The organism is Novosphingobium panipatense, assembly GCF_900182875.1.
GTDB classification, from domain to species: Bacteria; Pseudomonadota; Alphaproteobacteria; order Sphingomonadales; family Sphingomonadaceae; genus Novosphingobium; species Novosphingobium panipatense.
In genome coordinates this window covers 433,020-449,437 of record NZ_FXUI01000002.1, presented here as the reverse complement: position 1 = coordinate 449,437, position 16,418 = coordinate 433,020, and the positions used below count along the sequence as shown (strand labels likewise).

At 62.6% G+C, this 16,418-nt stretch carries 18 protein-coding genes; 8 read left to right on the top strand and 10 right to left on the bottom strand.

The features are described from left to right. The first annotated feature begins 11 nt into the window (after nucleotides 1–11). From queA to tgt, 5 genes are all read left to right on the top strand, one after another. Nucleotides 12–1,040 (top strand): tRNA preQ1(34) S-adenosylmethionine ribosyltransferase-isomerase QueA, encoded by a 1,029-nt coding sequence (gene queA, locus QOL62_RS05050; protein WP_283405417.1) that lies wholly within the window; start codon nucleotides 12–14, stop codon nucleotides 1,038–1,040. Between the two features lie 75 nt (nucleotides 1,041–1,115). Next, a complete protein-coding gene (locus tag QOL62_RS05045; RefSeq protein ID WP_283405416.1) occupies nucleotides 1,116–2,087 on the top strand; it encodes an ABC transporter ATP-binding protein in 972 nt (323 codons plus the stop codon). Then, nucleotides 2,084–2,857, top strand: a complete 774-nt coding sequence (locus tag QOL62_RS05040) for an ABC transporter permease (protein ID WP_103729853.1) — start codon at nucleotides 2,084–2,086, stop codon at nucleotides 2,855–2,857. The genes QOL62_RS05045 and QOL62_RS05040 overlap by 4 nt, the downstream gene beginning before the upstream one ends. Nucleotides 2,858–2,873: 16 nt before the next feature. After that, on the top strand, nucleotides 2,874–3,902 hold the full coding sequence (locus QOL62_RS05035) for a DUF481 domain-containing protein (RefSeq protein WP_283405415.1): 1,029 nt from the start codon (nucleotides 2,874–2,876) through the stop codon (nucleotides 3,900–3,902). Nucleotides 3,903–3,971: 69 nt separating this feature from the next. Beyond that, complete coding sequence (gene tgt / locus QOL62_RS05030) at nucleotides 3,972–5,102, top strand: tRNA guanosine(34) transglycosylase Tgt (protein ID WP_283405414.1); 1,131 nt, start codon at nucleotides 3,972–3,974, stop codon at nucleotides 5,100–5,102. A gap of 29 nt (nucleotides 5,103–5,131) precedes the next feature. Here the strand turns inward: tgt and QOL62_RS05025 are convergent, their stop codons facing one another. From QOL62_RS05025 to rpiB, 7 genes are all read right to left on the bottom strand, one after another. Further along, on the bottom strand, nucleotides 5,132–5,329 hold the full coding sequence (locus tag QOL62_RS05025; protein ID WP_103729850.1) for a hypothetical protein: 198 nt from the start codon (nucleotides 5,327–5,329) through the stop codon (nucleotides 5,132–5,134). Nucleotides 5,330–5,468: 139 nt separating this feature from the next. Then, entirely contained in the window at nucleotides 5,469–6,083 is a 615-nt protein-coding gene (gene rpsD / locus QOL62_RS05020; RefSeq protein ID WP_103094611.1) for a 30S ribosomal protein S4, read from the bottom strand. A 223-nt stretch (nucleotides 6,084–6,306) separates the two neighbouring features. Continuing rightward, the gene (locus QOL62_RS05015; protein ID WP_283405413.1) at nucleotides 6,307–7,050 is read right to left on the bottom strand and encodes an RNA methyltransferase; all 744 of its coding nucleotides are present in this window, start codon (nucleotides 7,048–7,050) and stop codon (nucleotides 6,307–6,309) included. After that, nucleotides 7,034–7,510 (bottom strand): transcriptional regulator NrdR, encoded by a 477-nt coding sequence (gene nrdR, locus QOL62_RS05010; RefSeq protein WP_283405412.1) that lies wholly within the window; start codon nucleotides 7,508–7,510, stop codon nucleotides 7,034–7,036. The genes QOL62_RS05015 and nrdR overlap by 17 nt, the downstream gene beginning before the upstream one ends. A gap of 22 nt (nucleotides 7,511–7,532) precedes the next feature. Then, on the bottom strand, nucleotides 7,533–7,760 hold the full coding sequence (locus tag QOL62_RS05005) for a hypothetical protein (protein ID WP_103729848.1): 228 nt from the start codon (nucleotides 7,758–7,760) through the stop codon (nucleotides 7,533–7,535). A 4-nt stretch (nucleotides 7,761–7,764) separates the two neighbouring features. After that, nucleotides 7,765–9,063: a serine hydroxymethyltransferase gene (gene glyA / locus QOL62_RS05000; RefSeq protein WP_283405411.1), complete on the bottom strand. Its 1,299-nt coding sequence runs from the start codon at nucleotides 9,061–9,063 to the stop codon at nucleotides 7,765–7,767. A 14-nt stretch (nucleotides 9,064–9,077) separates the two neighbouring features. Beyond that, the gene (gene rpiB / locus QOL62_RS04995; RefSeq protein ID WP_283405410.1) at nucleotides 9,078–9,515 is read right to left on the bottom strand and encodes a ribose 5-phosphate isomerase B; all 438 of its coding nucleotides are present in this window, start codon (nucleotides 9,513–9,515) and stop codon (nucleotides 9,078–9,080) included. A gap of 225 nt (nucleotides 9,516–9,740) precedes the next feature. Here rpiB and QOL62_RS04990 point away from each other — a divergent pair, with 225 nt between their 5' ends. Continuing rightward, nucleotides 9,741–10,073, top strand: coding sequence for an SWIB/MDM2 domain-containing protein (locus QOL62_RS04990; protein ID WP_103729846.1), 333 nt, complete (start codon nucleotides 9,741–9,743; stop codon nucleotides 10,071–10,073). 41 nt (nucleotides 10,074–10,114) lie between these two features. On the opposite strand, the gene rpoD is transcribed toward QOL62_RS04990, so the two are convergent. Genes rpoD through QOL62_RS04975 form a run of 3 tightly spaced genes read right to left on the bottom strand, consistent with a single transcriptional unit; the run spans nucleotide 10,115 to nucleotide 14,551 of the window. Then, on the bottom strand, nucleotides 10,115–12,142 hold the full coding sequence (rpoD, locus tag QOL62_RS04985) for an RNA polymerase sigma factor RpoD (protein WP_103729845.1): 2,028 nt from the start codon (nucleotides 12,140–12,142) through the stop codon (nucleotides 10,115–10,117). A gap of 42 nt (nucleotides 12,143–12,184) precedes the next feature. Continuing rightward, on the bottom strand, nucleotides 12,185–14,062 hold the full coding sequence (gene dnaG / locus QOL62_RS04980; protein WP_283405409.1) for a DNA primase: 1,878 nt from the start codon (nucleotides 14,060–14,062) through the stop codon (nucleotides 12,185–12,187). 36 nt (nucleotides 14,063–14,098) lie between these two features. After that, the gene (locus QOL62_RS04975) at nucleotides 14,099–14,551 is read right to left on the bottom strand and encodes a GatB/YqeY domain-containing protein (protein WP_283405408.1); all 453 of its coding nucleotides are present in this window, start codon (nucleotides 14,549–14,551) and stop codon (nucleotides 14,099–14,101) included. 161 nt (nucleotides 14,552–14,712) lie between these two features. Between QOL62_RS04975 and carA the strand changes: the two genes are divergently transcribed. Next, a complete protein-coding gene (gene carA / locus QOL62_RS04970; protein ID WP_283405407.1) occupies nucleotides 14,713–15,879 on the top strand; it encodes a glutamine-hydrolyzing carbamoyl-phosphate synthase small subunit in 1,167 nt (388 codons plus the stop codon). Nucleotides 15,880–16,027: 148 nt separating this feature from the next. Next, entirely contained in the window at nucleotides 16,028–16,402 is a 375-nt protein-coding gene (locus tag QOL62_RS04965; protein WP_283405406.1) for a hypothetical protein, read from the top strand. The last annotated feature ends 16 nt before the right edge of the window (nucleotides 16,403–16,418 follow it).

Sequence of the window (16,418 nt, the reverse complement as noted above, 5' to 3'; positions counted from 1 at the left end):
CGCGCGCCGCCATGCGTGTTGACCTTTTCGACTTCGACCTGCCGCCCGAAAGCATAGCCCTGCGTCCGGCACGACCGCGTGACGCGGCGCGAATGCTTGTCGTCAACAGCGAGGCTGCCTTCGAAGATCGCCAGGTGCGGGATCTTCCTTCATGCCTGCGCGCGGGAGACGTGCTCGTCTTCAACGACACTCGCGTCATCCCCGCACAGCTCGAAGGGATGAGGGGGGAGGCGCGCGTCGGTGCTACCCTGCATAAGCGGATCGATCTTCGCCGCTGGCAGGCCTTCGTGCGCAACGCGAAGCGCCTGCGGCAGGGAGACCGGGTGTCGTTCCCCGCCGAGGTAACCGCCATCGCGGAGCAGCGCCTCCCGGACGGCAGCTGGGTTCTGGCCTTCGAGGGCGATGAGCCGGTAGAGCTTCTTCTGGAACGTGCCGGACGCATGCCGCTGCCGCCGTACATCGCGGGAAAGCGTGACACGGATGAGGCGGACGCGACGGACTACCAAACCATGTTCGCGCGCGAGAAGGGCGCGGTGGCCGCTCCGACGGCGGCGCTTCACTTCACGCCCGAACTGGTCGATGCCCTTGCTGCGACCGGGATCGCGCAGGAGACGCTGACGCTCCACGTGGGTGCTGGAACCTTCCTGCCGGTCAAGGCGGACGATACGGCGGAGCACCAGATGCACGCAGAGTTCGGCCGTATCGATGCAGCGACGGCCGACCGACTGAACGCCGCCCGCGCCGCAGGCGGCCGGCTGATCGCCGTGGGCACCACCTCGCTACGCTTGCTGGAGAGCGCTACCGGCGAGGACGGCATCATACGGCCTTTCGAGGGCGATACCTCGATCTTCATTACGCCCGGTTGTCGCTTTCGCGCGATCGATGGCCTGATGACCAACTTCCATCTGCCGAAGTCAACGCTGTTCATGCTGGTGTCGGCGCTGATGGGGCTGGAACGGATGCAGGCCGTCTACCGCCATGCCATTCAAGGCGGCTACCGCTTTTACAGCTACGGGGATTCGAGTCTGCTGATACCCTGACCGGGTTTATTTATCCGACAAATAAGGTGCGCAAGGGGCTTGGAACGAAGCCGAGTTCGTACCATTCATTCAGCCATGCAGCCGATCCTCGAAATCCGTGGCCTTCAGAAGACCTATGCCAATGGCTTCACTGCGCTGAAGGGCGTTGACCTCACGATCCGCAAGGGTGAGATCTTCGCCCTTCTCGGGCCTAATGGCGCAGGCAAGACAACCCTGATCGGAGCCGTCTGCGGACTGGTGAGGCCGACCGGCGGATCGATTGCCGCCTTCGGGGAGGATATGAGCCGACACTGGCGCCGGCTAAGGGCGCGCGTCGGCCTTGTCCCTCAGGAACTTGCCACCGACATGTTCGAGCCGGTGCTGCGATCGGTCACTCATTCACGAGGCCTCTTCGGTCTCCCTCCGGCCCCGGCTCTCATTGAGGAAATTCTGCGCGCTTTGAGCTTGTGGGACAAGCGCAACGAACAGATCCGCACACTCTCCGGCGGCATGAAACGGCGCGTCCTCATCGCAAAGGCGCTGGCGCATGAGCCCGAACTGCTTTTCCTGGACGAACCTACGGCGGGCGTGGACGTGGAACTGCGGCGCGACATGTGGAAGCAGATTGCAGCGCTTCGTGAACGCGGAACGACGGTGATCCTCACCACGCACTACATCGAGGAGGCCGAGGAGATGGCGGATCGCGTCGGGATCATCCGCAAGGGAGAGATCCTGATGGTGGATGACAAGGCCGCGATGATGGACCGGCTTGGCCGTACCGAGGCCCTGATCACGTTGGCGCAGCCGCTCGCCGATCTGCCCGAGGCGATCGCCGCTTATCCCCTGTCGTTGTCAGAGGACGGGCGGGTGCTGTGCTATCGCGGCGGCGGCGGCGAAGGTGGTGGGGCTGGCACGTCCGAGGTCGCGGAGGTGACCAAGGAACTGACCCGGGCCGGCATAGACTACACCGCGATCGACATCCACGAGTCCAGCCTGGAAGATATCTTCGTGAACTTACTGGAAGGGCCCGAGGCGCCGGCGGCGGGTGACCGGGGGGAAGCTCTATGACTGTTTTCAACGCACGGTCCGCCTGGACGATTTACAAGCAGGAACTCCTTCGGGCCTTCCGGACCGCCATGCAGTCGATCCTGGCGCCGGTCTTGACCACGACCTTGTACTTCGTCGTCTTCGGCGCTGCGATCGGCAGCCAGATGAGCGGCGGCGTGGGCGGTGTGAACTACGGCGCGTTCATCGTGCCCGGGCTGCTCCTGCTCACGATCCTCGGCGAAAGTGTTTCGAACGCCAGCTTCGGCATCTACATGCCGCGGTTTACCGGCGCCATCTACGAGCTTCTTTCGGCCCCGGTCGGTGTAGCGGAAACGCTTGTAGGTTTCGTGGGAGCAGCAGCTACCAAGTCACTGATATTGGCGGCGATCATCCTTGTAACCGCGACATTCTTCGTGGACTACTCTATAGCCCATCCGTTCTACGCTTTTCTCTTTATCCTCTTGATTTCGGCAAGCTTCTCGCTCTTCGGATTCATCCTGGGGATCTGGGCGGACAGTTTTGAGAAGCTCACGATTGTACCGCTTCTCATCCTGACGCCGCTGACCTTTCTTGGCGGCACCTTCTATTCCATCCAGACCCTGCCGGAGCCCTGGCAGTCTGCCGCCATGGCAAATCCTGTGGTGTACCTCGTGAACGGCCTGCGTTGGACCTTCTACGGCACCTCCGACGTTGCGATCGGCCTGTCCCTCGGCCTCACACTTCTTTTCCTCGCCCTTTGCGTCGGCGGCATCACCTGGATCTTCCGGACCGGGTGGCGGCTGCGCACTTAACCGATACGTGGCGTTCATGACGAAGCACTGCCGGATTCTTGCTGCCCTTCCGCTCATCACGTTCGCTGTCTGCGCGCATGCGCAGGAGCCAGCGTTGGAGGTGGGGCTCGTTCCCGTTCCTCCGCCGCCTCTGGTTCTGGACCTGGCTGACTATCCCGCTTACGTCCCCTTTGTGGCGGCAGGCCCTCCGCGCCTGCCGCAGCCGGTACGCGCGATGCTCGAGGCCGGCATGAAAACCGACGACAGCGCCGCAGTCTCCGCGCTGGTGAAGTTCGCAATCCAGACCAATCCTTATGACAAGGACGAGATTCGGGATCTGCACCGCGCATACAACGACCGGCGTGCCCGCGAACTCGCAGCCATGACCGCAGCCAAGATCGCACGCATACGGGCCTCGGGGGTGCTGGAGTTGTGGGAGGGGCAGGTCGAGATGGGCGCGTTCCGCTCCACCGGCAACACCAGCAATTTCGGCGTCACCGGCGCAGCCAAGCTGGACCGCAAGGGCATCAACTGGGAGCACATGCTTCAGGCGCGCGCCGACTACCAGGAGGATCGGGGGCAAGTCACGAGGTCGCAGTACTCCGCCAGCTACCAGCCTCGGTACACGCTGGATGAAGGCTTCTTCACCTACGGGCGGGCACAGTTCGAGCGGGACAAGATCCAGGGTTTCGCCGCCCGATACAGCCTTGCTGCGGGGCTTGGTTATCGCATCCTGGATCGCCCCGGAATGACTCTGGCGCTGGAAGCCGGCCCCGCCGCACGACACGTGAACTACGTTGACGGACTGGACACGACGACATGGTCGACGCTGAGCTCGGTTGATTTCGATTGGACTCTTAACCCCACGATCAAGCTGACGCAGGACGCGAGCGCCTACGTCGGGTCCGACAACAGCACCTTCACATCGCTGACGGGGCTGGAGGCGGGGATGGCAAAAGGTCTCAAGGTAAAGTTGTCCTACTCGATCGAGCACGAAACGTCGCCGCCGCCAGGCGCACTGAAAACGGATACGATATCGCGCTTTTCATTGCTTTACGGGTTCTGAAGAGCAGATAGCGGATTTAGGCGCCGTCGGGGTTTCCACCTTTTGCCGAAATGCTTTAGTGCGCGAGGCATGAAGCCACGTTTCCAGTTCTCCGTCGAAGCAACAGACGGAAAGGCCCGCACCGGCATCATTGCGATGCGCCGGGGCGACATACGAACTCCCGCCTTCATGCCCGTGGGCACCGCGGCGACAGTGAAGGCCATGAAGCCCCAGGATGTTCGCGCCACGGGTGCGGACATTCTGCTGGGCAACACCTACCACCTGATGCTGAGGCCAGGCGCAGAACGTGTTGCCCGTCTTGGTGGCCTCCATAAGTTCATGAATTGGGACCGCCCGATCCTCACGGACAGCGGCGGTTATCAGGTGATGAGCCTGTCGGAACTGCGCAAGATCACCGAGGAAGGCGTGACCTTCGCCAGTCACATCGATGGTTCGCGGCACATGCTCAGCCCGGAACGCTCGATGGAGATCCAGCGCCTTCTGGGTTCCGATATTGTGATGTGCTTCGATGAATGTCCGAAAGTGGAGCAGCCACGCGATGTCATCGCCCGCTCCATGGAGATGTCGATGCGCTGGGCGAAGCGGAGCCGTACGGCCTTTGACATGGGCGGAGACCATGCGGCCAGTTCGGCACTCTTCGGGATTCAGCAGGGGGCGCTTGATGAAGGGCTGCGCAAGGTGAGCGCGGATGCACTTACGGCGATCGGTTTCGACGGCTATGCCATCGGCGGACTGGCTGTGGGCGAAGGGCAGGAGGCGATGTTCGCCACCCTTGATTTCGCGCCCGGCCAGTTACCCGTCGATCGTCCGCGCTATCTGATGGGTGTGGGCAAGCCGGACGACCTCGTAGGCGCCGTCGAGCGCGGCGTGGACATGTTCGATTGCGTGCTGCCAACGCGTTCGGGCCGCAATGGGCAGGCCTTTACGTGGAATGGCCCGCTCAACATGCGCAATGCCCGTCATGCCGAAGATACCGGACCAATCGACGAGCGCTGCTCCTGCCCCCCGTGCGGGACCTATACCCGCGCCTACCTGCATCATCTCATCAAGGCCGGGGAGATGCTGGGCGCCATGCTGCTGACCGAGCACAACCTGTCCTTCTACCAGCAACTCATGCAGAACATGCGCGACGCGATCGCTGGGCAACGATTTGCCGCTTTCGCATCGGACTTCCGGAGAGACTATCTTCGCACCGGCTGAGGCTTCTCACCACGCGCAGCGGGGAAAAGTCAGGCGGCGATGGCCAGCCCCGGCTTTGCCCCGTCATCGTGAGCGACCTCAAGCATCGTCTCGACATAGGCTACGAAGCGCCCTGTCATTTCATCCAGGAAACCTGCACCGATCTCGCAAGCATGGCGCTGTGCGGTCTTGAGGTCGTGGTACCATTTGCCGGTGCGGTGGGGGGTAACGAAACGGTAGCGAGTCATGATGCTTGGCTAATGCCGGAAGCTCTTTGAAGTTCCTGTGATTTGCGGCGAAGCGGCCGATTATTTCATCAACCGGATAAAGAAAAAGGGCGATCCCGAAGGACCGCCCTCTTGCTTGTTTCCCCAAGGGAAAACCGGATCAGCGCGAGTAGAACTCGACGACCAGATTCGGTTCCATCTTCACCGGGTAAGGCACTTCGTCAAGCGTCGGAACGCGAACGAAGGTCACCTTGTCGGTGCCGTCCTGTGCGACATAGTCCGGAACTTCGCGCTCGGGCAGGTTCTGCGCTTCGAGGACGAGAGCCATTTCCTTGGCCTTGTTGCCCAGGCTGATGACATCACCGACCTTTACGCGGCGCGAGGCGATGTTGCACTTCACGCCGTTGACGCGAATGTGGCCGTGCGACACAATCTGGCGAGCCGAGAAGATGGTCGGCGCGAACTTGGCGCGGTACACGACCATGTCCAGACGCTGCTCCAGCAGACCGATCAGGTTCTGGCTGGTGTCGCCCTTCATGGACGAAGCTTCTTGGTAGGTGCGCTTGAACTGCTTCTCGGTCACGTCGCCATAGTAGCCCTTCAGCTTCTGCTTGGCGCGCAGCTGGATGCCGTAGTCGGACAGCTTGCCCTTGCGGCGCTGGCCGTGCTGGCCCGGGCCGTAGCTGCGGCGGTTGACCGAGCTCTTGGGGCGACCCCAGATGTTCTCGCCCATGCGGCGGTCGAGTTTGTACTTGGCGCTTTGGCGCTTCGACATATGTCGTCCTTCAATCTGCTTGTTGCGCCGCCACCGTGGCGGTGCAATCCTTGGTTTCCCGGGGCGCACCATCCGGCCTAATACGCCGGGTGCGGCCGCCGCTTCACCGGGGTGCGGGGCCGAATGGAAAGCCTGCAAAGCAGGCGCCACGTGAAGGCGTCGCCCTTAGCCATTTGCCGCGCGGAGTCAAGGCAAAGTGCCCAATACGGGCATGAGTGGCGGATTAAGGCTGCTGCCGGGGGCGGCGCTTGCCGCCAAGTGCACTCAGAACACCGCGCATGGTGCGGATCTCAAGGCTGTTCCAGCCCGGCTTGGTGAGCATGTTGCGAAGCGTGCGCCGAGTCGCTGCGGCCCGGCTCTCGGGAAAGAAGTAATTGGTCGGCTCAAGAAGCTGCTCGAACTGGCCGATCATTCCTTCGAGTTCATCCTGTGGAGCAGGGGGAAGCAGCTCCTCCACCGTCGGCTGTGCGAGTTGAGCGCCTTTCGACCATTCGTACGCGCAGAGGATGACCGCCTGCGCGAGGTTGAGCGAGGCGAAGGCCGGATTGATCGGCACCGTCAGGATCGCGCGGGCCAGCGCCACATCATCCGTTTCCAGCCCGGATCGCTCGGGGCCAAACACGTAGGCCGAGCGACCGACCGCCTGATGAACTTCGCGGGCCGCTTCTTCCGGGGTCACGACAGGCTTGGTGACGCCCCGCTTGCGCACTGTCGTCGCGTAGACGTGAGCGCAATCGTGGACAGCATCGGCAAGTGTCTCGTAGACCTCGGCACGCTCGAGAACGTCATCGGCACCGGCGGCCGCGGGACCGGCGGCCGGGTTGGGCCAGCCATCGCGGGGAGAGACGAGGCGCATCTCGGTAAGGCCGAAGTTCAGCATGGCGCGTGCGGCCTTGCCGATGTTCTCGCCCAGCTGAGGGCGAACCAGGACGATGACGGGCTGCTGCACTTCAATTGACGCCGACATCACGCACCGTTCCTGCAAATTCTTCAAAATCCCGAGCCTCATTGAAGGCCCGGTACACACTGGCGAACCGGATGTAAGCGACGGAATCAAGCTGCCGAAGCCCCTCCATCACCAGTTCGCCGATCACGCGCGATGGAATCTCGGTTTCGCCCGATGTCTCGACCTGCCGCTGAACGCCGGAAACGAGCCTGTCGACTTTCTCGCGGTCGATACCCCGCTTTCGGCAGGCGAGCGTCACGGACTGCTCGATCTTGGCCCGATCGAACGGTTCGCGCCGCTCCTGCCCGGCCGCATCGTTGCTTTTTACTACAACGATTTCGCGCAGTTGTACGCGTTCGAAGGTGGTGAAGCGCGCGCCACAGCTGGAACACTGACGACGCCGACGGATGGCGGTGGCATCCTCGGTCGGCCGGCTGTCCTTTACCTGTGAATCGTCGTGAGCGCAAAAAGGACAGCGCATTCAGGTACTTTCTGTAGATGCCTTAATCAGGGCGTACGCGCTTGTAGAACTGGTAGCCGGCGCCCGCAGCGAGGCCGAGGCCAAGCGAGACGAAAGGCAGCAGTGCACCCGCGACCGCTCCCGCAGCGCCCCAGATCAGAACCGGCTTCGTCGACGGATGGGAAAGTCCATCCTTGAGCATGCCGGCGAGTTCCTGGCGAGCGTCGTTGACGAAGTCGCCATTCTGGTTGGGGCGCTGCGGGTCGATCATGAGCTTAGTCCTCGTAGATGGGGAAACGGTCACACAGAGCTTCAACGCGCTCACGCACATTCTGCTCCACCTGAGCGTCGCCTGCCTCGCCGTTCTTGGCAAGACCATCGAGCACGTCCGCAACCATGTTGCCGATTTCGCGAAACTCTTCGGGTCCGAAGCCGCGCGTGGTGCCGGCGGGCGAGCCGACGCGGATGCCGCTGGTCTTCATGGGCGGCAGCGGATCGAAGGGGATGCCGTTCTTGTTGCAGGTGATGCCCGCACGCTCGAGCGCCTCGTCCGCATCCTTGCCGGTGACACCGAGGGGCGAGAGATCGATCAGCGCGAGGTGCGTGTCTGTGCCGCCAGAGACGATCGCGGCGCCACGCTCGGCCAGCGTCTCGGCCAGAACCTTGGCGTTCTCGATCACCCGTGCGGCGTAATCCTTGAACTCCGGACGCAGCGCTTCGCCGAAGGCCACTGCCTTCGCGGCGACGACGTGCATCAGCGGGCCGCCCTGCAGGCCGGGGAACACCGCCGAATTGATCTTCTTGGCCAATGCCTCGTCATTGGTAAGGATCATGCCGCCGCGGGGACCCCGCAGGGTCTTGTGCGTGGTGGTGGTCGCGATGTGTGCGTGGGGGAAGGGCGAGGGGTGAAGACCTGCCGCGACAAGACCGGCGAAGTGCGCCATGTCGACCTGGAACAGCGCGCCGACGCTGTCGGCGATCTCACGCATGCGCTTGAAATCGATGACACGTGGGTAGGCGGAGCCACCTGCGATGATGAGCTTGGGCTGGTGCTCCTTGGCGAGCGCTGCAACCTCGTCGTAGTCGATCAGGTGGGTGTCCTTGGTGACACCGTACTGGACAGCGTTGAACCACTTGCCCGAAAGGGCAGCCCGGGCGCCATGCGTGAGGTGTCCGCCGGCATCGAGGCTCATGCCCATGACCGTGTCGCCGGGCTTGACGGTGGCAAGCAGCACAGCGCCGTTCGCCTGCGCGCCCGAGTGCGGCTGGACATTGGCGAAGCCGCAGTCGAACAGTTGCTTGGCGCGTTCGATCGCAAGCGTTTCCACCTCGTCCGAAGGCTCGCAGCCCTGATAGTAGCGCTTGCCGGGATAGCCTTCGGCGTACTTGTTGGTCAGGACCGAACCTTGCGCTTCAAGAACGGCCTTCGAGACGATGTTCTCGGACGCGATCAGTTCGATCTGCTTGCGTTCGCGGTTCAGTTCCTTGCGGATGGCCTTCGCGACATCGGGATCGCTCTGCGCGACCGTGTCGGTGAAGAAGCCGGGGGAACGGATGGCGGTGTCGACGGTCATGGTTCTGGACCCCTTCAGAAGGACGGGTTGGAAAGTTTCTCGACGCGGCCGGCATGGCGGCCGCCACCGAACTCGGTGGAGAGGAAGGCGTCGAGGCACGCCTTGGCCATGTCGACGCCAGTCAGGCGTGCTCCCATGGCGATGACGTTGGCATCGTTGTGTTCACGCGCGAGCGCGGCGGACAGAGGCTCGCCAACAAGGGCGCAGCGGCATGCCGGATCGCGGTTGATGGCAATAGAGATGCCGATGCCTGAGCCGCACAGCGCAACGCCGTACTGGACGGTGCCGTCCGCCACGACGGACGCCAGTTTGTAACCATAGTCGGGATAATCGACCCGATCCGCTGTGTCCGGTCCGAGGTCCGCGACCTCGTGACCGGCTTCTATGAGATACTCACGCAGTTCGGCCTTCAGTTCGACGGCGGCGTGGTCCGAGGCGATCGCGATACGCATGGCGAGGGTCATTCCTTCTCGCAGGGATTCGTTTGCGGCTCCTTAGGCGCGCCGGCGCCATATTGCCAGTCTCGCAAGCGGGGAGGCCGGCCTTCAGCGCGTGGCATGTTGCTTCGTGTTGAACAGGCGGTGCTCTGAAGAGGGCGCGCGCAACTTTTGTGGGCTTCGAGGAATTCACTCTCCGTGAGGCGCCGGGCCGGCGCCGCTGAACTGGAGGAGCGCTCCATGAGCCGCACGAACGAACAACGAGCGAAGCAGGAAACCAAGGCGGCCGTTGCCAAGGTGAAGAAGACCGGCAAGGCGGCGGGCGGCGCCCGCGGCGGGATCACCGCGCCGGTGACACCATCAGCCCAGCTGGCTGAAATCGTCGGCCCGGACAAGCTGCCTCGCAGCGAAGTGGTCAAGAAAGTCTGGGACTACATCAAAAAGAACGATCTGCAGAATCCAAAGGATCGTCGCGAGATCCTTGCCGATGGAAAGCTGGAGAAGATTTTCGGCGGTAAGAAGGCGAGCATGTTCCAGATGAACAAGCACCTGTCCAACCACCTGACTGCCTGACGCACGCTACAAAAAAGCCCCGCTGAGGCGGGGCTTTCCTGTTACTGGTCGAGGAAAGAGCGCATTTTGCGCGAGCGGCTCGGATGCTTGAGCTTGCGCAGGGCCTTCGCTTCGATCTGGCGGATGCGTTCACGGGTGACCGAGAACTGCTGGCCGACTTCCTCCAGCGTGTGATCCGTGTTCATGCCGATGCCGAAGCGCATGCGCAGCACGCGCTCCTCACGCGGGGTGAGCGAGGCAAGGACGCGGGTGACCGTCTCCTTGAGGTTCGCCTGGATAGCGGCGTCCACCGGGATGATCGCGTTCTTGTCTTCAATGAAGTCGCCCAGATGCGAGTCTTCCTCGTCGCCGATCGGCGTTTCGAGGGAGATCGGCTCCTTGGCGATCTTCATCACCTTGCGCACCTTCTCGAGCGGCATCGACAGACGCTCGGCCATTTCTTCCGGCGTGGGCTCGCGGCCCTGCTCGTGGAGGAACTGGCGGCTTGTGCGGACCAGCTTGTTGATCGTCTCGATCATATGGACCGGGATGCGGATCGTGCGAGCCTGATCGGCGATCGAGCGCGTGATCGCCTGTCTGATCCACCAGGTGGCATAGGTCGAGAACTTGTAACCGCGGCGGTACTCGAACTTGTCGACCGCCTTCATGAGGCCGATGTTGCCTTCCTGAATGAGATCGAGGAACTGCAGACCGCGGTTCGTGTACTTCTTCGCGATGGAGATCACGAGGCGCAGATTTGCCTCGACCATCTCCTTCTTCGCGATGCGCGCCTCGCGCTCCGCCTTCTGGACCATGTTGACGATGCGGCGGAACTCGGGGAGCGCCATGCCGGTGGCGGCAGCAATGTCCGAGACCTCAAGGCGGATACGCTCGACCGCGTCAGCCTCGTTCTCCGCGAAAGCGGCCCACTTCTTGTCCTTCTTCGCCGCGTCGGCAAGCCAGGTGTCGTCCAGTTCACGGCCGACATAGGACTCCAGGAAGTCCGCACGCTTCACCTTGTGACGCTCCGCAAGGCGCAGCATCTGGCCGCCCAAAGCAGTCAGGCGGCGGTTGAAGGCATAGAGGTTGTCGACAAGGTATTCGATCTTGGTCGCGTGGAACTGCACGGATTCGACCTGAGCGGTCAGGTCTTCGCGCAGCTGCTGGTAGCGGTCTTCCTTGGCGGCCGGGAAATCGATGCCGAGCGCAAGCGCTTCTAACCGTTCACGCTGCAGCTTCTCGAAGTTCTGAAACAGCTCGGTGATGAGCGCGAACTTTTCAAGCGCCTCGGGCTTGAGTGCAGCTTCCATCTGAGCCAGCGAGAGGGTGTTGTCCTCTTCCTCTTCCTCGGCCTGGCGCTTCGGGATCGGATTGCCGTCCTCGTCCACTTCCTCCGAGCTTTCGTCGTCGGAGTCATCTTCGTCCTTGAACGAAGGTCCGGCAGTCGCCTCGGAAATCTCGCCGTCGTCGCCTTCGCCGTCCTCGTTGAGGTTCTCGGGCTGCGGCTCCTTGGAAAGCATCGCGTCGAGATCGAGGATCTCGCGCAGCTGCATTTCGCCATTGTTGAGGGCTTCGGACCACTGGATGATGGCGTGGAACGTGATCGGGCTTTCGCAGAGCCCCAGGATCATCATGTCGCGGCCGGCTTCGATGCGCTTGGCGATGGCGATCTCGCCTTCGCGGCTGAGCAGCTCCACCGCGCCCATTTCGCGCAGGTACATGCGCACCGGGTCATCGGTGCGTTCGACCGTTTCCTTCTTCTTGGCCGGATCGACCATGACACGGGGCGAGACTTCGTCGCCGTCGTCGGCGTCGTTATCGTCGCTTTCGCGATCGTCGTCGCCCTGGCCGTCGGCGTCCTCATCGCTTTCAACGATGTTGATGCCCATTTCCGAGATCGCGGCCATGATGTCCTCGATCTGGTCGGTGGTCATCTGGTCCTGGGGCAGGGCCTCGTTAAGTTCGTCGACGGTGATGACGCCGCGGCGTTTGGCACGGGCGATCATCTTCTTGATCGAGCCTTCGTTGAGGTCGATCAGCGGCGCGTCCATGCCGTCGGTGTCCGCGCCGTTGGTGTCGTTCTTGCTCATTCTTCCGCCGTTATCCCGTGCCGTCGTTGTATAATTATACAATCACGACGCATGTCTGGTCGCCATTTGCCTGAGGCGGCTGTCAAATTCCAGCTTTCTCTTGAGCAAACGTTGCTGTTCCGCAAACGCGGCTTCGGAAAGTTCCGATTCGAACCGGGCCGTTGCCTGCGCCAAGGCCGCTTCAAGCACGGGTCGCTCGACCAGAAGGTCAACGGCCTGAGCCAGTTCGGCTGCGGCTTGTTCCTGTTCCGTGCCCTGGATCAGGAAGCCGAAGCGGAGGCCCGCGTACTCGGCAACCGTGGGTTCATCCAGGCCATTGTCTCGCAATATGGTAGTGAGAGCGTCGCTTTCAAGCGCAGCCGTATCGCCGCAGCATTCGACGAGGATCTCGAAGCGGGGATCGAGGCCCGGAGTGCGGGCCAGCGCCTCGGCATGGCGCGGCAGCAGGCACGGCCAGCGGATGAGGCCGGCGATGACGGCGGCGGACAGCGCGTCGCGCGATCCGCTGGCCTGTCCGTAGCGCGTGTTGAGGCGCGTGATCGATTCGGGTGACGACGGGGCGGAGAAGGAGGCTGGACCGAATCGGCTAGAGCCCGGTCGAGCCTGACGCGGCTGAAATCCGGCCGCGCCCCGCGACTGCCAGGTCTTCTCCCGGCGTGGAAAAGCGAACTCCGAATACCGGTCCTGCAATGCACGGCGGTAGAGGCTGGCGATGTCGGGATGTTGAATCGTGTCCACGTGCGCCATGAGCCGCGCTTTCAGGCCAGCCTTGTCCTCCGGCGTCACCAGCGGCGTCGCGTCGCGCTCGAACTCCCACAACACTTCGACGAGGGATTTCGCCTCACCAAGCAGTTGCTCCAGGGCGCGAGGCCCGCGCGCCTTGATGAGATCGTCGGGGTCGAGCCCTTCCGGGAGGCGGACGATCCGCAGCGAATGAGCGGGACGGAGCAGGGGCAACGCGCGGGAGATCGCCCGCATTGCCGCACGCTGGCCCGCTGCGTCACCGTCGAAACAGAGTATAGGCGTTTCCACATGCCGCCACAGCATCTCGATCTGGTGCTCGGTCAAGGCCGTGCCGAGAGGTGCGACGGCGTCGGGTATGCCTGCTGCGGCCAGCGCGATGACGTCCATGTAGCCTTCCACCACGATCATGCGGCCGGATTGGCGTGCCGCAGGCGCAGCCCGATGAAGGTTGTAGAGGGTGCGCCCCTTGTCGAAGAGCGGCGTATCGGGTGAATTCAGGTACTTGGGAGCGTCGGTCTTGCCGGCTGCGAGGATGCGCCCCCCGAATGCGATAACTCGCCCGCGAGCGTCTTCGATCGGCAGCATGAGACGACCGCGAAAACGATCGTAGGGATCGCGCTCCTCCACCGCGATCCGCAGTCCCGCCTCGATCAGCATAACTTCCGGAAAGCGGGAAAGCGCCTCCTTGAGGGCCTGACGCCCTTCGGGAGCATACCCGAAGCCGAAACGCTCCAGCGTGTGCGCGTCGAACCCGCGTGTGGCGAGATAGGCGCGGGCCTGCCCTCCCTCGGGCCCGACGAGACTTGCTTTGAACCAATCCTGCGCCGCAGCCATCACGTCATGCAGCGTGTCACGCTTTTCCGCTATTCGCGCAGCCTTCGGATCAGGCGCGGGGACATCCATCCCGGCCTCTGCCGCAAGCTCCTTCACTGCGTCCATGAAGGGAAGGCCCTGGTGATCGGTCATCCAGCGGATGGCATCGCCATGGGCACCGCAGCCGAAGCAGTGGTAGAAACCCTTCTCGTCGTTGACGGTGAAGCTGGGGGACTTCTCGTTGTGGAAGGGGCAGCAAGCCTTGTACTCGCGTCCCGCCTTCTGAAGTCGCGTGGATCGACCGATCAGCGCCGAGAGCGTGACACGAGACCGAAGTTGGTCGAGCCATTGAGGAGTCAGCACGAGGCTTGCCGCCGTTCTAGAATCTGGCGTTTAGGATCAGGAGAGGGCCGCCTTCACCCAGCCACTGGCCTTGCTCATGTCAAGGACTGTGCCGTGGCGGGCCTTGAGCTCGGCCATCACCTTGCCCATGTCCTTCATGCCGGCTGCGCCCGTCTCGGTCTTGATGGCTTCGATAGCCGCCTTCGTTTCCTCTTCGGAGAGCTGGGCGGGAAGGAAGGTTTCGATCACCTCCAGTTCGGCCTTCTCCTCCGCGGCCTTCTCCGGGCGTCCGCCCTGCTCGAACAGCTGGATCGATTCGCGGCGTTGCTTCACCATCTTCTGCAGCACGTCGATGATAAGTTCATCGTCGTCGGGCTGGGTGTCGGCTGTGCGCAGCTCGATGTCGCGGTCCTTGATCTTGGCGAGGATGAGGCGGACGGTGGCGAGGCGCTGCTTTTCGCCGGCCTTCATGGCCGAGATCTGTGCGGCCTTGATCGAATCACGAAGCATTGGTTTCCTGCAGGTCTGGAGTGGATGGAAAGCGTGTTGCATTGAAACTAGCAACCTGCGCTCCATTTTGCACGGGTGTGCCTTGACGCGATGCACAACCGTCTCTAGCGGCAGCGTCTTAGCACACAACGTCAGAAACGCCGTCAACGGAGCGACCCACCATGGCCGACGCCGCATCTTCGCTTGCGCCCAGACCCGAAGGGGCAACGGGCGTTCTCGTTCTCAGTGACGGACACGTAGTCTGGGGTCGCGGCTTTGGAGCCGTGGGCGAAGCCGTGGGTGAAGTCTGCTTCAACACGAGCATGACCGGCTACCAGGAAGTCATGACCGATCCCTCCTATGCGGGCCAGATCGTCACGTTCACCTTCCCGCATATCGGTAATGTCGGGGTGAACGACGAGGATCTGGAGTCGATGGTCGATGGTGCCGTCGGCTGCGTCGTCCGTGAGGACGTGACGCTTTCCTCGAACTTCCGCGCCGCCGGCGAATATGGGGAGTGGCTGGCAGGCAAGGGCAAGATCGGCCTATCGGGCGTCGATACCCGCGCGCTGACCCGTCGCATCCGCATGGCCGGTGCTCCCAACGCCGTGATCGCGCACGACCCGGAAGGCAACTTCGACATCCCCGCGCTCGTAAAACGTGCGCAGGAATGGCCGGGTCTCGAAGGCATGGACCTCGCGAAGATCGTCAGCCGCGAAATCCAGGAGGGTTGGGAAGGCTCGGTCTGGAAGCTCGGTGCCGGGTTTGGCTCCGGCGACGGCGACGAGCGGCCGCATGTGGTTGCGATCGATTACGGCGCGAAGGACAACATTTTCCGCAACCTCGTGAAGGCAGGCGCTCGCGTAACGGTGGTTCCGGCCGAGACGTCGCTCGAAACGATCCTGTCTCTGGAACCAGCAGGCGTGTTCCTGTCTAACGGCCCCGGCGATCCGGCAGCAACCGGCGTCTATGCTGTTCCTGTCATCAAGGCTCTGCTCGAACGCGACATTCCCGTGTTTGGCATCTGTCTGGGGCATCAGATGCTCGGCCTCGCGGCTGGTGCAAAGACAAGCAAGATGTTCCAGGGGCATCGCGGCGCCAACCATCCGGTGAAGCGCCATGCCGATGGTGTGGTGGAGATCACTTCGATGAACCACGGGTTCGCGGTGGATAATACCTGTCTGCCCGACAATGTGGAAGAGACGCATGTCTCGCTCTTCGACGGAACGAACTGCGGCATTTCGATCCGCGGCAAGCGCGCGTTCGGTGTTCAATACCACCCCGAAGCGAGCCCCGGCCCGCAGGACAGCTTCTACCTGTTCGAGAAGTTCGTGGGCATGCTGCGCTGATGGTCACTGCGGGCCGAACTTCCCGCACGGCCTTCGGGCGGTGCCCCGCATCGGCGATCATTGCCGGTGCGGCCAAGGGAGCTTTCGACCCGGCAGGGCGGATTGCTTATGGAAACGGCCTTCTGACAACCAGGAAGGTGCCTGAGCAATGACCGCAATCATCGACCATATGATCGCCTACTATGTCGCTGGTCCCGCCAACGACCTCGACATCGCGACGCGGTGGTATCCTTATGGCGAACTCGGCCTCATCATTGAGGACAAGTTCTCCATCGCGAGCCGCAAGTTCGGCCCGAAGGTCCGTAAGCACGCGAAGGAAGCCGGCAAGACATTCCTCGACACCATGATCGCCAAGGGCGCGTGGGAGACGAAGGAAAACGAGTACGGCGGCCGAATGCACCAGTTCCAGTCCGGCACGTTCAAGGACGCCCTCCGCGAGCAGCAGGAAAAAGACCCCATCATTCAAAAGGCGAAGGCAGATCCCGGCTATTGGGATAAAGCCTTCGCCGATCTGTCAGCCTAGGCTGGTAGATCTATAC

Excerpts from the sequence above, each read along its gene's own strand:
- queA (WP_283405417.1), top strand. The coding sequence starts at position 12 with ATGCGTGTTGACCTTTTCGACTTCGACCTGCCGCCCGAAAGCATAGCC.
- QOL62_RS05045 (WP_283405416.1), top strand. The coding sequence starts at position 1,116 with ATGCAGCCGATCCTCGAAATCCGTGGCCTTCAGAAGACCTATGCCAAT.
- QOL62_RS05040 (WP_103729853.1), top strand. The coding sequence starts at position 2,084 with ATGACTGTTTTCAACGCACGGTCCGCCTGGACGATTTACAAGCAGGAA.
- QOL62_RS05035 (WP_283405415.1), top strand. The coding sequence starts at position 2,874 with ATGACGAAGCACTGCCGGATTCTTGCTGCCCTTCCGCTCATCACGTTC.
- tgt (WP_283405414.1), top strand. The coding sequence starts at position 3,972 with ATGAAGCCACGTTTCCAGTTCTCCGTCGAAGCAACAGACGGAAAGGCC.
- QOL62_RS05025 (WP_103729850.1), bottom strand. The coding sequence starts at position 5,329 with ATGACTCGCTACCGTTTCGTTACCCCCCACCGCACCGGCAAATGGTAC.
- rpsD (WP_103094611.1), bottom strand. The coding sequence starts at position 6,083 with ATGTCGAAGCGCCAAAGCGCCAAGTACAAACTCGACCGCCGCATGGGC.
- QOL62_RS05015 (WP_283405413.1), bottom strand. The coding sequence starts at position 7,050 with ATGTCGGCGTCAATTGAAGTGCAGCAGCCCGTCATCGTCCTGGTTCGC.
- nrdR (WP_283405412.1), bottom strand. The coding sequence starts at position 7,510 with ATGCGCTGTCCTTTTTGCGCTCACGACGATTCACAGGTAAAGGACAGC.
- QOL62_RS05005 (WP_103729848.1), bottom strand. The coding sequence starts at position 7,760 with ATGATCGACCCGCAGCGCCCCAACCAGAATGGCGACTTCGTCAACGAC.
- glyA (WP_283405411.1), bottom strand. The coding sequence starts at position 9,063 with ATGACCGTCGACACCGCCATCCGTTCCCCCGGCTTCTTCACCGACACG.
- rpiB (WP_283405410.1), bottom strand. The coding sequence starts at position 9,515 with ATGCGTATCGCGATCGCCTCGGACCACGCCGCCGTCGAACTGAAGGCC.
- QOL62_RS04990 (WP_103729846.1), top strand. The coding sequence starts at position 9,741 with ATGAGCCGCACGAACGAACAACGAGCGAAGCAGGAAACCAAGGCGGCC.
- rpoD (WP_103729845.1), bottom strand. The coding sequence starts at position 12,142 with ATGAGCAAGAACGACACCAACGGCGCGGACACCGACGGCATGGACGCG.
- QOL62_RS04975 (WP_283405408.1), bottom strand. The coding sequence starts at position 14,551 with ATGCTTCGTGATTCGATCAAGGCCGCACAGATCTCGGCCATGAAGGCC.
- carA (WP_283405407.1), top strand. The coding sequence starts at position 14,713 with ATGGCCGACGCCGCATCTTCGCTTGCGCCCAGACCCGAAGGGGCAACG.
- QOL62_RS04965 (WP_283405406.1), top strand. The coding sequence starts at position 16,028 with ATGACCGCAATCATCGACCATATGATCGCCTACTATGTCGCTGGTCCC.